Below are 17,271 nucleotides of genomic sequence, written 5' to 3' on the forward strand. Positions count from 1 at the left end.
ATATGATAATTTTGCATTCTATTTATACTATATGACAAATTCTATAAAACTACTTATATTTTCTTTCACTGTTTTTTCAACTTGTGTAGTAGCGCAACAAAAAAAGACAATAACAACAACCAAAACAAAAGAATTTATTTCTATTGATGGTGAATTGAATGAAAAATCATGGGAAAATATAGACATCGCTACAAACTTTGTTTCCTTAGAACCTAAAAATGGAACTCCCATTCCTGAAGAATTTAAAACAGAGGTTAAAGTATTGTACTCGGACGATGCAATTTATATAGGTGCTAAATTATACGACCCAAATCCTTCTCAAATATTAAAAGAGCTTGTAGAAAGAGACGAAATTGGTACATCCGATTTTTTTGGTATTTTTATTAATGGTTATAATGATGGACAGCAAGAATTTAGATTTTTTGTAACCGCTGCAAACGGACAAATCGATACTAATTTTACTTCTTCAGATGGTGAAGACGGTTCTTGGAATGCTATTTGGGAAAGTAATGCAAAAATTACCGACTTCGGCTATGTCATCGAAATGAAAATCCCCTATGCAGCTCTTCGTTTTCCAGAACAAGACAAACAAACTTGGGGTCTTAATTTTTTTAGAGAAGTTAGAAGAGAGAGACAAAAATACACTTGGAGTCCAATAGATAATAAAATTGGAGCTATCTCGCAACAAGCAGGATTATTGACTGGAATTGAAAACATTAAAACACCAACTCGATTGTTTTTAATTCCTTATTCTTCATTTTATTTGTCGGGAAGTGACACTCAAAAAACCAAAGGCGAATTAAAAGGCGGTCTCGATATTAAATACGGCATAAACGATGCTTTCACCTTAGATGCTATTTTAGTTCCCGATTTTGGCCAAACTAAATTTGATAATGTGGTTTTAAATTTAGGTCCATTCGAACAACAATTTAACGAAAACAGACCCTTTTTCACAGAAGGTACCGATATTTTTAATAAAGGAAATTTATTGTATTCGAGAAGAATTGGTCAAACTCCCAATCTAAACATAAACATTGCAGAAAACGAATCTATCATAAATTATCCTGGCGCAATAAATTTATTAAACGCAATGAAAATTTCAGGACGAGATAAAGACGGGCTAGGTATTGGTTTTTTAAATGCAATTACAGAAAAAACAATGGCAACGGTTTCAAATGATGACAATGGCGAAACAAGACAAATAGAAGTTTCTCCATTAACCAATTACAATGTAACTGTTTTTGACCAACGCTTTAATCAAAATTCATCAGTAACTTTTATCAATACAAATGTTACCAGAAATGGAAGTTTTAGAGACGCAAACGTTACGGGATTACTTTTTGATTTAAACGATAAATCAAATAAATATAATATCTCTGGAGGTTTAAAATCTAGCAGCATTAACGATACTGAAAACTCTAACGGAATAAACGCATCAGTATATTTGGCTGAAAAAAATGGTAAATTCAGATATAGTCTTGGTGGTGATTATGTTTCAAAAGACTTTGATAATAATGATTTAGGAATCAACTTCAGAACAAATTATTACTCAATTTACAACGATGCTAATTATAGAATTTTAAATCCAAACAGCATTTTTAATACCTTTAGAATAAGCTTGGCTTCCTATTTTGAATTTTACAAACCAACCAATCAAATTCAGTCAAGTAATTTTAATATGAACCTAAATTCTACCAATAAAAAAAATCATTACTTTGGTGGTGGATTAAACTTTAATCCTTTTAAAAATTACAATTATTACGAACCTCGAGTAGCCGACAGATATTTTGTAAATCCAGAAAATGCAGGAGGTTATTTCTATTTTTCATCCAATTATAATAATAAATTTGCTGTAGACTTTAATCCATACATCACGCATGTTCTAAATGAAAATCGCTACGAAGCGGGTGTAAATATTAGTCCCAGGTATCGATTTAATGATAAATTTTCATTAGTATATAGTTTTGATTATTTCAAACAAAAAAATGACATAGGGTTTATTGATTTGGTCAACGATGACATCATTTTCGCAAGACGAGACAGAGACACCTATACCAATTCAATTACAAGTAAATTTTCAATTAGTAGTGTAATGAATTTTAATTTATCTGTAAGACATTATTGGGCTCTAGCAGAAAACAACCAAATTAACACTTTAAACACTGACGGTAGCTTAACACCTAACGACACCTATACAACTAATAAAAATTCAAATTTTAGCACTTGGAATTTAGATTTATCCTATTCCTGGTGGTTTGCCCCGGGTAGTCAAATGTCTGTACTATATAGAAACAATGCTGCTACATTTGACAGAACCATCAATAAAAGTTTTAATTCAAATTTTTCCAATTTATTCGAAGATAATCTAAATCATGTTTTATCGATAAGTGTTCGCTATTTCATTGATTACAATCAAGCTAAAAACTGGATTAGAAAAGGTTAAAACACTTAATCGTTTTCGTAATTTTAGAACTGTTTTTTGCGCAAAAATTAGCCAATTGTTTATCTTTGTACAAACACACAAAATGAACAAAAAAGTAATTTTAATGATTTTAGATGGTTGGGGAAAATCGCCCGACCCAAAAGTTTCTGCAATAGATAACGCGAATACTCCTTTTATTGATAGTTTATATACCAAATATGCAAATGCACAATTAAGAACAGATGGCTTAAACGTAGGTTTGCCTGAAGGTCAAATGGGAAATTCTGAAGTTGGCCATATGAATTTAGGCGCTGGACGAATTGTATATCAAGATCTAGCCAAACTTAATTTAGCCGTTGAAAACAAAACCATGAGTCAGGAAAGACCGCTTATGGACGCTTTTAATTATGCAACTAAGAACAACAAATCGATTCATTTTTTAGGATTAGTTTCTGATGGCGGAGTGCATTCTCACACATCACATTTACGAGGTTTAATTGATGTAGCTCAAGAAAAGGGTGTTCAAAACATGTTTGTTCATGCATTTACAGACGGAAGAGATGTTGATCCAAAATCAGGAGCAAAATACATTTCAGATCTAGAAAAATATTTACAAAACACTAACTCAAAATTAGCTTCCGTGATTGGAAGATATTATGCAATGGATAGAGACAAACGTTGGGAACGTGTAAAACTGGCTTATGATTTGGTTGTTAATGCAGAAGGGACTCATTCCAAAAATGCAGTAGCAAGTATCAATGAAAGTTATTCCAAAGACGTTACTGACGAATTTATTCATCCTATTGTGATGGTTGACGAAAGCAACAATCCAATTGCAAAAATTCAAGACGATGATGTAGTAATTTTCTTCAACTTTAGAACCGATAGAGGAAGAGAATTAACGGAAGTTTTATCCCAAAAAGATTTCCACGAATTCAATATGCATAAATTGAATTTGTATTATGTTACCATGACCAATTATGATGAAACGTATAAAAATGTTCATGTAATTTATGACAAAGACAATGTAACAGAAACCTTAGGTGAAGTACTTGAAAAAGCTAATAAAAAACAAATTCGTATTGCCGAAACCGAGAAATATCCGCACGTTACGTTTTTCTTTTCTGGCGGAAGAGAAGAACCATTTGTAGGCGAAACACGTATTTTAAAAAATTCTCCAAAAGTTGCAACATACGATTTACAGCCCGAAATGAGTGCTTTTGAACTAAAAGATGCTTTAGTCACAGAATTAAAAAAGAAGGAAGTTGATTTTGTATGCCTTAATTTTGCCAATGGCGATATGGTAGGACACACCGGTGTTATGGAGGCAGCAATTAAAGCCTGCGAAGCAGTTGATACTTGTGTAAAAGAAGTAGTTGAAACAGCATTAGAAAACAACTATACTACAATTATCATCGCTGATCACGGAAATTGTGAAACAATGATTAATCCTGACGGTTCTCCAAATACTGCACACACAACAAATCCTGTTCCTATTATTCTGGTTGACAAAGACCTAAAAAAGATTAATAATGGTGTTCTTGGCGATATTGCACCTACTATTTTAGAATTAATGGGAATTCAAAAACCCGAAGTCATGACATGTAAATCATTACTGTAATTATATAAATTATTTGTTTACTTTTTATAAAAAAATGTTAAACAATTTTTATTTTAAATATAATTTTAAATATATTTGAAAAAAATTAAATAGCATTATTATGAAAAAATTAAAACTTATTTTAATACTTTTTGCTGCTTCAGCATTAATTTTCCAATCGTGTTCTAGTAATGAAGATTCATTAGAAATCGAAAAAAGTTCGGCTTTACGAATGTTCTTGAGAGAAATGAAAGTTGCCAATAATATTTCTGGAAGAACTTCGAGCGACGATTCAAACATGTGCTTTGAATTTGTTTATCCATTGACACTTTCATATAATAATGGAACAACTATTACTGTATCAAGTCAAGTAGAATTGTTTTCGATATTAGAAAACGAAACGGATGTATTATATATTGAAGGAATTTCATTTCCGTTTGACATTATAGTTGCAGGAAGCACATCTCCTATAACTATCACTAGCGAAGAAGGCTTTTGGAATATAATCCAAGCATGTGACATGGACACCTATGACGATGTTATAGGAGAAGGCCCATGCTACACTTTCGTTTACCCGTTTTCGTTAATGACAATCAATAATCAAGTTATTGTTATTTCTAGCGAAGAAGCACTATATAATTTAATTGACGATGACAATCAAGACAATTATATTATTGATTTTGTATATCCATTTTCAGTACTATCAAACAATGAAATTATTCAAATTAACAATTCTTATGAATACGAACAATTAATCAATAATTGTGTTTCTTCTAATTGCAATTGTCCAGATGTTTATGAACCTGTTTGTGTAAATATTGGCGGGCAAGTAATCGAATTTCCAAATGCTTGTAATGCTGAATGTGCTGGATTTTCATCTGATGACTTTGTTGACACTTTTGATAATATTTTAGATAGTTGTTTAAACATATCCTATCCTGTTCAGGTACAATATAATGGTGCTGTTGCTACCGCTCAAAACGATGATGAATTGTTACAATTATACAACCCAAACCAAAATTATCTACCATTATTTAATTATCCTATTATAGTTTCATTCGATGATAATCCATCTGAAACTTATTCAATTTTGAATGAGGAACCACTTATTGAATTAATTAATTTGCATTGTAATTAAACCAAAAAATATTAAAGACTAGTCCAAAAAAAATCAATACAGATTTAATTAGTCAAAATAATAAATTAAACACTTGTAAAACTTTTTACAAGTGTTTTTTATTTTATAGATTATAATTTAGGCTTTTAAACTATTGATTTGTTCATAGCATTTGATCAGAGCGCAATTCTTTTCTCATAATAAATTTCATAGTTTCTTTTATTATTTGTTTCATAATTGATAATTCTCTTGGTATTTATCAAAGTATAATTCTTTTTTAAAAATACAATTAATTCGTTCTTGATTTTTTCATAAATATTATTCTGTATAAGTATTCTAGGACTTGATAAATCATAACTCAAAACCCGATTTTCTCGTGATTTGAGTTATTGCGATTTCTAAAATAAAAGTTAAACTTTTTTATATTGATAGTATTACTATTATATTTGCGCTATTAAAATACAAATTATGCCTAATTTACTTTCAAATGTAAAAATTACAATTAATGAAAAACTATATGTTAAAGATCCTGAGACATCAGAATTGGGTAGAAACATATTAAAAAATAGTATTCTGTTAATTGACGAAATTGGCTTTGAAGCATTTACTTTCAAAAAATTGGGAGAAAAAATACAATCCAATGAAAGTTCAATTTATCGCTATTTTGAAAACAAACACAAATTACTAGTATACCTTTCTTCTTGGTATTGGTCATGGATAGAATACAATTTAGTTTTTGCAACACATAACATTACCAATCCCGAAGAAAAATTAATCATCAGCCTTAAAATAATAACTCAAAACATTGTAGACGATAAAAACACGCCACATATTGATGAGTCTATTTTAAATAGGATTATAATATCTGATTTTTCAAAAACATTACTAACAAAAGACGTTGATGAAGAAAACAAAGAAGGTTTTTTCTTAGTATACAAACGTTTAATATATCGTTTAACAGAAACCATAAGTTTAGTAAATCCAAATTATCCTTATGCAAAAAGTCTAGCGTCATCAATAGTTCAAGGAGCCTTACACCAACACTATTTGAAAGACCACTTTAAAACCATTACTAACTTATCTGAAAAAGATTGCTTGTCTGACTTTTATATTGATATGATCAAAAAAACATTATTATGACACCATTAAAAAGATTTAAAAACTTAATTTACAATGATAAACAAGATGTTTATCAACTATTAATTTACGCAGTTTTAGCGGGTTTAATTAGTTTGTCAATTCCATTAGGTATTCAATCAATTGTAAATTTTATTCAAGCAGGACAAGTTAGTACCTCTTGGATTGTATTAGTGTTCATTGTTGTTGTTGGTGTTGCTTTCGTTGGCGTGTTAAAAATCATGCAATTTAGAATTACAGAAAACCTTCAACAAAAAATATTTGTTCGTTCCTCGTTTGAATTTGCTTACCGATTTCCAAACATTAAATTTAACCAGTTATACAATTTTTCGCCACCCGAACTTGCGAATCGATTTTTTGACACATTAACTGTTCAAAAAGGTTTTTCAAAACTAATTTTAGAAATTTCAACTGCGGCGTTACAAATCTTATTTGGTATTTTATTATTATCGGTTTATCACCCGTTTTTTATATTTTTTGGAATAATATTATTGTTTATGCTTTATATTATTTTTAAAATTAACTTCAATGAAGGCTTGGAAACCAGCTTAAAAGAATCAAAATACAAATATAAAGTTGCTCATTGGCTTCAAGAAATTGCAAGAAATCATTTAAGCTTTAAAAATGATAAAATATTTAATTTCTCATTACAAAAAAACGACAAGTTAGTTACAGAATATTTATCGCATAGAGAAAGTCATTTTAATGTATTAAAAAAACAATTCATTCAACTAACAGGTTTTAAAGTACTTATTACAGCAGGGCTGTTAATTATTGGTGGGATTTTAGTACTTAACCAACAAATGAATATTGGTCAGTTTGTAGCTGCAGAAATTATTATCATTACCATTATTAGTGCTGTAGAAAAATTATTTTATGGATTAGAATTATTCTATGATGTAACAACATCCTTAGAAAAACTTGGCACAGTAGTTGACTTAGAATTGGAAAGAGATAATTTGCCAAAAGAAGCTCGATACTACATGGAAAACGATGAAATTTGCATAGAAGCAAAAAATATTTTCTACCAATTTCCAGATAGCGAAACAGCTGTTATTAATGGAATTGATTTAACAATTAACAAGAATGATCGCATTTTAATTCAAGGAGAAAATGGTTCTGGAAAAACTACTTTACTACGTATTCTTTCAAGAATATTTGAACCTTCTGTTGGAACTGTTTTCTTAAACAATACAAGTTATAAAAAATATTGTATTGAAGATTTTAGATCAAATATCGGAGTAATCAATATTGATGATAGTCCTTTTGAAGGAACAATTTTAGAAAACATTACTTGTAACAATCCAACCATAACAAAAAAAGAAATAAGCCACGTTCTAGAAAAATTAAAGCTAACAGAGTTGATTAAATCTTTACCTTTAGGGTTAGATACGCCAATGTTTTCGGGTGGAAAAAGAATAAATTCAGCTTCAATTCAAAAGATATTACTTGCAAGATGTGTTCTTACGAAACCTAAATTACTATTTTTAGAAGAACCGGTTGAAAAATTAGACAAATTTTCTGCTGGCGAAATTATAGATTGGCTAACCGCTCCAGAACAACCTTGGACATTAATAGTTGTAGCAAAAGGCAACTATTGGAAAGAAAAATGTTCAAGAATCATTACTTTAGAAAATGGTCAAATTAAAACCATAAAATAATCATGTTAAATATTACAGAAAATAGAGTTGAAAAATGGATTGACATGAATCAATTCAAATCGGCAAAGATATTTGAAGACAACAAAGGCTATCGCATGGTTAAAAAAACCATTTGGATTTTAGGATTATTATTGTTGGTTTTTTTATTCTTACCCTGGACACAAAATGTTTCTGGTGCTGGTTCGGTAACAACTTTAAAACCCAACCAAAGACCACAAACAGTTCAATCTGCCATTGCGGGAAGAATTGAAAAATGGTATGTAAATGAAGGTGATTATGTAAAAAAAGGTGATACAATCCTATTTATTTCAGAGATAAAAGAAGATTATTTAGATCCAAATTTAGTAGAAAACACAGGCAAGCAAGTTGATGCTAAAGTAAGCTCTGCCTCTTCATATGCCTCAAAAGTGAAAGCGTTAGAAAATCAAATTGGCGCTATTGACAATGAAAGAGGATTAAAATTTAAACAAGCTCAAAACAAACTTATTCAAGCTAAATTAAAAGTTCAAAGTGATAGTATCGACTTAGAAGCCGTTAAAACACAATTAAAAATTGCTAAAACACAATATAATCGTTCTATCAACTTAAATAAAGAAGGCTTAAAACCATTGACAGACGTTGAGGAAAAAAGGGTAAAACTACAAGATACAGAGGCAAAAATAATTACTCAAGAAAACAAATATATTGCAGCTCAAAACGAAGTTTTAAATGCAAAAATGGAGCTGAATAGAATTTTAGCAGAGTATTCAGAAAAAGTAGCCAAAGCACAAAGTGATAAGCAAACGGCATTAAGTTCTCAATTTGATACTGAAGCACAAGTAAACAAACTTAAAAATCAATATCAAAATTATCAAATCAGAAACGGAATGTATTACATTGTGGCTCCACAAAATGGCTATGTAAACCGAGCGTTACAAAGTGGAATTGGAGAAACCATCAAAGAAGGCACTTCTATTGTAAGTATTATGCCTGCTAACTTTGATATTGCTGTGGAAACTTATATAAGTCCAGTAGATTTTCCATTAATACACAAAGGCGAAAAAGTAAGAGTATGGTTTGATGGATGGCCTTCAATTGTATTTAGCGGTTGGCCCGGTGCTTCTTTTGGAACTTTTGGAGGCGTTATTGTGGCTAAAGAAAACTTTATAAGTGAAAATGGAAAATATAGAGTTTTAATTGCTCCCGATAAAAATGACAAAGTATGGCCTAAACAATTAAGTATTGGAGCTGGAACACAAACCATAGCTTTATTAGATAATGTACCTATTTGGTTTGAAATTTGGAGAACACTTAATGGTTTTCCACCTAATTTTTATGAACCAACACCAACTGAAAAAACTAAAAAATAATGAAATCGAAGCTAATTTATTTCATACTTTTCATTTGTAGCAATCTAAGTGTTTTTGGACAAAACACCATGACCGAATTTAGTTTTAATGAATTTTTAGGGTATGTAAAAAAATACCATCCATTGGTAAAACAAGCCGATTTAAAACTAAATGAAGCACAAGCTAATTTAATGCTAGCAAGAGGTGCTTTTGATCCAAAAATAGAAGTAGAATACAACGAAAAGCAATTTAAAACAAGTGAATATTATTCTATCTTAAACAGTAGTTTCAAAATTCCTACTTGGTACGGAATTGAACTAAAGGCTGGATTTGATAACGCAGAAGGCATCTATGTAAATCCTGAAAACACGTTACCCAACAGTGGATTAACTTCACTAGGAATAGCCGTTCCTATTGGTCAAGGATTGTTCATCAATCAACGTATGACCGATATTAGAAAAGCTAAAATTGCTAGAAATTTAAATGCTGCCGAGCGAAATCTCCAAGCAATTGAAATTATTTATGAAGCTGCTGTTAGCTATATGAATTGGAAAAGAAGTTTTGAAGAAGTAAAACTCTATGAAAATTACATTCAAAACGCTTTAATTAGATACAAAGGCATCGCTACTTTAATAAATGAAGGAGACAAACCTGCCATAGACAGTATAGAAGCTGGAATTGTGGTAAAAACACGCCAATTAAACTTAGAAGATGCTAAACTTAAACTCACTAAAGCTAAATTAGAATTATCTAATTATTTATGGTTAGAAAATAACATTCCACTAGAGTTAAATGATAATTTACGCCCCGAAGATTTTCTTACAAATACTATTAAAGAAACACTTCAAATTAACGAACTCGCTCCAATTGATTTAGACAATCATCCAAAAATTAAAGCCTTAGATGCAAAAATTGCAATGCTAAAAGTAGATCGAAAATTAAAAGCAAACGCACTCTTGCCTAAATTAGATTTAAGTTATAATTATTTATCTGAACCAAGTTATATTGATAATTACCGTTTTGAAGATTATAAAATTGGCCTAAATTTTTCGTTCCCATTATTTCTTAGAAAAGAAAGAGGAAGTTTAAAACTAGCGGATTTAAAAATTAAAGATTCAGAATTCAACTTACAATTTGAACGAAAAAATCTTGAAAACAAAATCAAATCGCAGCAACAAGAAATTGTTTCACTCGAAAAGCAACAAGATTATAACGATAAATTAGTTAAAGACTTCACTAAACTACTAAATGCTGAAGATCGATTATTTGAAATGGGAGAAAGTTCTTTATTCATCATCAATTCTAGAGAGAATTCATTAGTAAGTTCACAACTAAACGAAATTGCTCTAGAAAATAGATATTTAAATGCTTTAATTAGCATTTACAAGACCTTAGCGAATCCAAATTAAAAACAAAACAAAACAAAAGGAAAGTGTTAATTATGTAACTTTAAAAATTAATAAATTTGCCCCCCAAACTATAAACATGAAAAAAAGAGCTCTTATTATATTAATTTTTATACTTTTTGTAAGTGTAAATGCCTTTGGTCAAGGTGGCGCATCTTCATGTGCTGAGTTGACTGCTAATCCGGGCGCGTATCAATCTTGTGCTACCAGCATACCTTTTAGTAGTTCTGTTGGTGGAAATGGGGAAAATTTTAATTCAACCTGTATTCCGACTCAATATGTGGGACCTACTTGGTTTTTTATTGAAATCGATACCCCAGGAAATGTTGTTTTACAAATCAGTCAACAAAATTTAGCTGGTAATGGTTCAGATGTTGACTTTGTTTTATGGGGACCTTTCCAAAATTTAAATAACATTTGTAACCAATTAAATACTACTAATGAAGTAGATTGTAGTTATAGTACAGCTAGTCTTGAAACGGTAACTATCCCAAACAGTAATGCTGGTGATTTATATGTAATTGTAATTGATAATTATTCAGGACAGGCAGGAAATATTACTGTTTCACAAACTGGAGGTTCTGGAAGTACGAATTGTGATTTCTTATCGTCTGTAACGTTAAATAATACAGATGGAACACTACTTACTAATTTAGAGTATTGCAAACCTGATACAAAAGAAATTGTGGCTACTATAGACATTTCAGATTTTCCGGGTGTTCCCAGTAATTTAAGATTCAACTATACTTGGTTTAAAGATAATGTTCAAATTGATGCTATTTCAAATTCAACAATTTCAACAAACAACTTAATTGTTTCAGAAAGTGGTGTATATAAAGTAATTACAACTGCTTATGACATCACCGTAAATCCAACAGGAAACTTAACGGGACTTAGAGTGAGCGAAGCTGAAGCTAATTTAAAATTTCATACAAAACCACTTATTAGTATTTCAAATTCTAATACCGTTTGTTTAAATACAAATCCTATATTATCATCAAATATTGCAAATAATACCGATTTAAATCCAACAATTGATATATTAAACTATCAATGGTATCGCAATAACAACCCTATTGGTGGTGAGACAACAACTGCTTTTACACCAACTTTACCAGGTGATTATTTTATCAAAGTAACCAATTCGCCTTGTTCAGAAACAAACTCTAGTATTATTAGAATTATTGCTAATCCAAATATTCAAATTGCTTCAAATACAACTATTTGCGAAAACGATTCTTATACTATTACTTCAATAAATGCAAATGCGAGTATTAACAGCGCACTTTCTTACCAATGGATTAAGGATGGTGTAGCTATAGCTGGCGCGAATGGTTCAACTTATACGGTCAACAAATTTAATCAGGCTTTAAATACAACATCACAATATTATTTAGAAACTACTGAACAAGGAACGTGTTTAAATTCTTCAAATACGATTTCAGTAACTATTAATGCGTTACCTGTAATTAACACTGTTGCAACAACTTTAGAACAATGTGATTACATCAACAATACACTTGATGGAATTGCAGAAACTAATTTATTACAACTGTATAATTATTTTACCAATAGCACTGCAGGATTAACTTTAAATTTCTACACTGATATTGCTTTAACGCAACAAATACTAAATCCATCAAATTATATTAATTTAACTTCTCCGTTTTTACAAACTATTTATGTGAAATTGGTAAATGAAAATGTAACTCCAAATTGTACCTCTTCTGGTGTTGGAAGTTTTACATTACAAATTAATCCAACAAGTGTTGCCAATTACCCTAACATTCCTGCCGTTTGCCCAGAAATTAATCAAAACTATGGTTTTTTAAATTTTGACGCACAACGAATAGCTATAAAAAACGCTTATTTTGCCAGTTCAGATGTGAGTATCTCTTTTCATTTGAACACATCAGATGCATCAACAGGTTTAAATGGATTGAGTAATTTGAGTCAAATTCCAATTGGTACTACAACCGTATACACTAGAGTTATTTCAAATACTACACAAAGCTGTGAAGGTATAGGAACATTTGAAGTTGTGGTAACACAAGCTCCTATCCAAAGTTTAATTACAAATGAAAATTTATGTTTATTAGATGCTTATTTATTAAACACAAAAGATGTTGAAGCTTTAACTGGTCAAAACCCAACCGTTATAGTTTCTTATTTTAACACATTTGATAATGCGAAAGACAATATTCTTGAGATAAATAAAAACACTCCACTTCCTTTAACAACAGGAACTAGAACTATTTTTGCTCGATTATTTGACACGCTAACTCAATGTTTTTCTATTGTAAACTTTAATATATTGGTTTTTCAAAATCCAATTATTATTCAACCTTCCCCTATTCGTTTATGTGGAGATACAACTGCTACTTTTAATTTAACCAGTCGAATTAATCAAATTGTGAATGGAAATTTAAATTATCAAGTAAGTTTTTATGCTAATAATACTGATGTTTTAGCCAATAATCCAATCACAACGCCTGCTAATTATTTGAGTGCATCAACAATCATCATTTGTAAAGTTGTTGATCCTACAAATAATTCTTGTGAAACATTCACTACATTAACTCTTGAAGTGATGGCATTACCTGGAAGTAATTCTAATCCTACAGCAATTGAATTGTGTAACGATTCTGGATTTGAATTTTTCGATTTAACTACAAGAGAAATACAAATGGCAGGTACAACTCCCGTTAATACTATTGCATTTAAATACTATACAGAACTTGCAGACGCTTTGTTAAATGGAAATACAAATCGAATAACCTCGCCAAACATTTTTCAAAACACAACCATTAATTATCAGAAAATTTATGTTCGATTAAACAGTAGAACTAACATTGATAGCGAAACAGGATTAGCTTGTTTTAAAATTTTAGAATTAGATTTATATGTAAGACCTTATCCAGAAAACAAACTTTCAAATGATCCATACATTATTTGTGTTGACCAACTGAATGCCATTACACATCCTGTAGAAATAAAAACGTTATTAAATAATACTGATTATATTTTTCAATGGTATATTGGACATGATGCACAAATAGGAAATGAAATTCCTGGAGAAACTAACACATCTTTTACTACCTCAACCGTAGGAATATACTCTGTTAAAGTTACTAATATTTCAAATGCTGCCAATTGTTCTTCAGTATTTAATGTAAGTACTCAAAATGCTATTGTACCTAATACACTTGCTATAACTCCTAATGAAATCATTTCGTTTGGGATTGAAAATACGATAACTGCAATAGTTTCACCTGTATCAAACGACTATTTATACTCTATCGATGGAACCTATTTTCAGCCAAGTAATACCTTTACCAATATACCTGGTGGCGATTACACATTAACTGTTATTAACAAGTTTGGCTGTGGTGATGTTACTAGTCAATTCACAATAGTTGATTATCCAAAGTATCTCACACCTAACGGTGATGGTTATAATGACACTTGGAACATCAAAGGAAGTAGTGCTTTAGAGGCAACAACTATTAGAATTTTTGATCGATATGGAAAATTAATAAAACAAATTGATCCAAATGGAGAAGGATGGAATGGAACTTTCAATAACAAATTACTTCCTGCTTCTGATTACTGGTTTACAATTGAATACACCAAAGATAATGTAACCAAAGAATTTAAAGGACATTTTAGTTTAATTCGATAAATTAAAAATAGAGCAAATAAAAAAGCCTTCGCGATGCGAAGGCTTTCTGCGTTTTATATCCAAAAAGTATATTAATAACGACCTCTTGAGTTGTTATCTCTATTATTAGAATAACCACCTCTACTTCCACCAGCGTTACGATCGAAGCTTCTTCTTTCTCCTTCTGGTTTTGGTTCAGATTTGTTAACAACGATTTTTCTACCTTCGATAGTTCCACCGTTTAATTCGTCGATTGCTTTTTGAGCCTCAGCATCATTAGCCATTTCAACAAATCCAAATCCTTTACTTCTTCCGGTAAATTTGTCAGAGATAATTTTAACTGATTCAACAGCTCCATACTCTTCAAAATAACCTCTTAAATCTGCTTCCTCTACACTGAAAGGAAGACTTCCTACAAAAATGTTCATCTATGAAAAATTTAATTCCTTACAAAGGTAGACTATTTAATGTTGCTAAAAGGTTAAAGTTTAGTTTATTTTCAAAATCAAGGTTATTTAGCTAAAAAATTCGAAATCAAATTATTAGTTTTTTAAAATTTTATTAAGCTATTTTAAATTTTATTACAAACTACTTAATAACAAAAAGACAACCTCTCGATTGTCTTTTTACTCTTAACTCAAATTTGTATTATTTAGGACAACCCGTCATTTCGTGATATGCACGTTCAACAGCTTCCTGATGATTTGGATGTGCAATTCTTACTAATTCTGAAACACGCTGTTTTAAGGTTTTACCATATAAATCGGCTATCCCATTTTCAGTAATAATATAATGGGCATGTGCTCTTGTGGTAACCACTCCAGCACCTTGTTTTAAATAAGGTACAATTCTACTTTCGCCTCTTTTAGTTGTAGAAGGTAAAGCTATAATCGCTTTTCCGCCTTCACTTAACGAAGCCCCGCGAATAAAATCCATTTGTCCTCCTACTCCTGAATACATGGTACTACCAATAGAATCAGCACAAACTTGCCCGGTTAAATCCACTTCAATAGCCGAATTAATAGCTACCATTCTTGGGTTTCTTCGAATACGAGCTGTATCATTCACCATAGAAGATTCTTTCATCTCTATAAACGGATTATCATCTACAAAATCGTACAAACGTTTCGAACCCATTAAAAAAGTTGCTAAAGCTCTTCCTCTTAAAGTGCCTTTATAATTACAATTGATGACATCATTTTCAATTAAATCGATTACTCCATCTGAAAACATCTCCGTGTGTAATCCTAAATCTTTATGATTGGTCAATTTACTTAATGCCGCATTCGGAATCGAACCAATTCCCATTTGCAGTGTACTTTTATCTTCAATTAATGAAGCAACATAAGTTCCTATTTTTTCTTCTTCGGCTGTAAATGGAGTTACTTCATGAGCAAAAATTGGGACATTAACTTCTACAAGAAAATCAATTTCAGAAACGTGTAGAATTCCATCACCAAAAGTTCTTGGCATATTTGGATTAACTTGTGCAACAACCGTTTTAGCATTTTCAATTGCAGCCACAGTTGCCTCAACAGAAACACCTAACGAACAATATCCATGACTATCAGGTGGTGAAACATGTATAAAAGCAACATCTAATTTCAGAACATTTTTACGAAACAATAAAGGCAATTCACTTAAAAAAACAGGTGTATAAGAACCATTTCCTGCTTTAAGTGTATGACGAACATTTGCTCCAATAAAAAAAGAGTTTACATGAAAGCTATCCGCTAATACAGGATTTGCATAGGGCGCATCACCTTCTGTATGTAAATGACATATTTCTACATCTCTAAGTTCAGAAGCTCTATCCGTTAATGCTTTTGTTAATATTGTTGGTGTAGCCGCCGCTGCCTGAACATAGACCCTATCAACACTTTTTACTACTTGTACAGCTTCCGCTGCGGTTACATATTTTCCCATACCTAATGAAATTTATAGTACAAATTTATGTGGTAATTTAAGACTAAAATATGACATTTCTCATTTTAAAGTAGGAAGTTAGAAGTAGGAAATTCCATGTAAAAAAGAGTATCCTTTAAAATTAAAGTTATTCTTGAAATTGAAATTGCTATCGAATTCGTATTTTTGTTGCGAAATTTTGTATTATGATTGTACTTAAAACCCTTGAAGAAATAGAATTAATGCGCGAAAGTGCTTTAATTGTTTCTAAAACACTAGGAATGATTGCAAAGGAAATTAAACCTGGCGTTACTACTTTGCATTTAGATAAATTAGCGGAAGATTTTCTTCGTTCGCACGGAGCAGAACCTGCATTTTTAGGAATGTATGGATTTCCAAACTCGCTTTGCATGAGTCCAAACACACAAGTAGTTCATGGTATTCCAAACAATGTTCCGTTGCAAGATGGCGATATTATTTCGGTAGATTGTGGTGCTTATAAAAATGGTTTTTATGGCGATCATGCCTATACTTTTGAAGTAGGTGAAGTTGCTCCAGAAACAAAAAAATTATTACAAATTACCAAAGAATCTTTATACGTTGGTATTCGTGAAACTAAAGTGGGCAATCGTGTGGAAGATATTGGTCATGCCATTCAGCAATATTGCGAAAGTCATGGTTATGGAGTAGTTCGTGAATTATGTGGACACGGTTTAGGCAGAAAGATGCACGAAGACCCAGAAGTTCCTAACTATGGAAAACGTGGCCGTGGAAAAAAACTAGTCAATGGAATGGTTATCGCAATCGAACCAATGATTAACATGGGAACCAAAAACATCAAACAACATAAAGACGGCTGGACGATTACTACTGCCGACGGAAAACCAAGCGCACATTTTGAACATGATGTTGCGATTGTTGATGGAAAACCTGAATTGTTATCCACTTTTGCTTACATCTACGAAGCCTTAGGAATTGTTAGCAATGAAGAAGATGGCTTAAGACAAAAACCATTAGTATTATAATCTAACACA

The 17,271-nt window shown here is 31.0% G+C and carries 11 protein-coding genes; 9 read left to right on the top strand and 2 right to left on the bottom strand.

Going from position 1 to position 17,271, the window contains the following annotated elements; all coding sequences use genetic code 11:
* The first annotated feature begins 31 nt into the window (after positions 1–31).
* The 8 genes from RSE15_RS06145 to RSE15_RS06180 all read left to right on the top strand — a co-directional run bounded on the left by RSE15_RS06145 (position 32) and on the right by RSE15_RS06180 (position 14,353).
* Positions 32–2,443 (top strand): DUF5916 domain-containing protein, encoded by a 2,412-nt coding sequence (locus RSE15_RS06145; RefSeq protein WP_324070186.1) that lies wholly within the window; start codon positions 32–34, stop codon positions 2,441–2,443.
* Positions 2,444–2,525: 82 nt separating this feature from the next.
* A complete protein-coding gene (gpmI, locus tag RSE15_RS06150; RefSeq protein ID WP_324070188.1) occupies positions 2,526–4,043 on the top strand; it encodes a 2,3-bisphosphoglycerate-independent phosphoglycerate mutase in 1,518 nt (505 codons plus the stop codon).
* Positions 4,044–4,143: 100 nt separating this feature from the next.
* Positions 4,144–5,160: a hypothetical protein gene (locus RSE15_RS06155; protein WP_324070190.1), complete on the top strand. Its 1,017-nt coding sequence runs from the start codon at positions 4,144–4,146 to the stop codon at positions 5,158–5,160.
* Positions 5,161–5,607: 447 nt separating this feature from the next.
* The gene (locus RSE15_RS06160; protein ID WP_324070192.1) at positions 5,608–6,279 is read left to right on the top strand and encodes a TetR/AcrR family transcriptional regulator; all 672 of its coding nucleotides are present in this window, start codon (positions 5,608–5,610) and stop codon (positions 6,277–6,279) included.
* Positions 6,276–7,937: a peptidase domain-containing ABC transporter gene (locus RSE15_RS06165; RefSeq protein WP_324070194.1), complete on the top strand. Its 1,662-nt coding sequence runs from the start codon at positions 6,276–6,278 to the stop codon at positions 7,935–7,937. The genes RSE15_RS06160 and RSE15_RS06165 overlap by 4 nt, the downstream gene beginning before the upstream one ends.
* Before the next feature lie 2 nt (positions 7,938–7,939).
* Entirely contained in the window at positions 7,940–9,286 is a 1,347-nt protein-coding gene (locus tag RSE15_RS06170) for an HlyD family secretion protein (RefSeq protein ID WP_324070196.1), read from the top strand.
* Positions 9,286–10,674, top strand: a complete 1,389-nt coding sequence (locus RSE15_RS06175) for a TolC family protein (protein WP_416380766.1) — start codon at positions 9,286–9,288, stop codon at positions 10,672–10,674. The genes RSE15_RS06170 and RSE15_RS06175 overlap by 1 nt, the downstream gene beginning before the upstream one ends.
* Positions 10,675–10,750: 76 nt before the next feature.
* The gene (locus RSE15_RS06180; protein WP_324070198.1) at positions 10,751–14,353 is read left to right on the top strand and encodes a T9SS type B sorting domain-containing protein; all 3,603 of its coding nucleotides are present in this window, start codon (positions 10,751–10,753) and stop codon (positions 14,351–14,353) included.
* A 71-nt stretch (positions 14,354–14,424) separates the two neighbouring features.
* Here the strand turns inward: RSE15_RS06180 and RSE15_RS06185 are convergent, their stop codons facing one another.
* On the bottom strand, positions 14,425–14,760 hold the full coding sequence (locus tag RSE15_RS06185; RefSeq protein WP_026724257.1) for an RNA-binding regulator: 336 nt from the start codon (positions 14,758–14,760) through the stop codon (positions 14,425–14,427).
* A 220-nt stretch (positions 14,761–14,980) separates the two neighbouring features.
* On the bottom strand, positions 14,981–16,258 hold the full coding sequence (locus tag RSE15_RS06190) for an acetyl-CoA hydrolase/transferase family protein (RefSeq protein WP_324070204.1): 1,278 nt from the start codon (positions 16,256–16,258) through the stop codon (positions 14,981–14,983).
* Between the two features lie 185 nt (positions 16,259–16,443).
* Between RSE15_RS06190 and map the strand changes: the two genes are divergently transcribed.
* Positions 16,444–17,262 carry a type I methionyl aminopeptidase gene (gene map, locus RSE15_RS06195; protein WP_324070206.1) on the top strand — a complete coding sequence of 273 codons (819 nt, stop codon included), beginning with the start codon at positions 16,444–16,446 and terminating at the stop codon, positions 17,260–17,262.
* Positions 17,263–17,271 lie beyond the last annotated feature (9 nt).

The organism is Flavobacterium sp. (assembly GCF_035195345.1).
In the GTDB taxonomy this organism is placed as follows: domain Bacteria; phylum Bacteroidota; class Bacteroidia; order Flavobacteriales; family Flavobacteriaceae; genus Flavobacterium.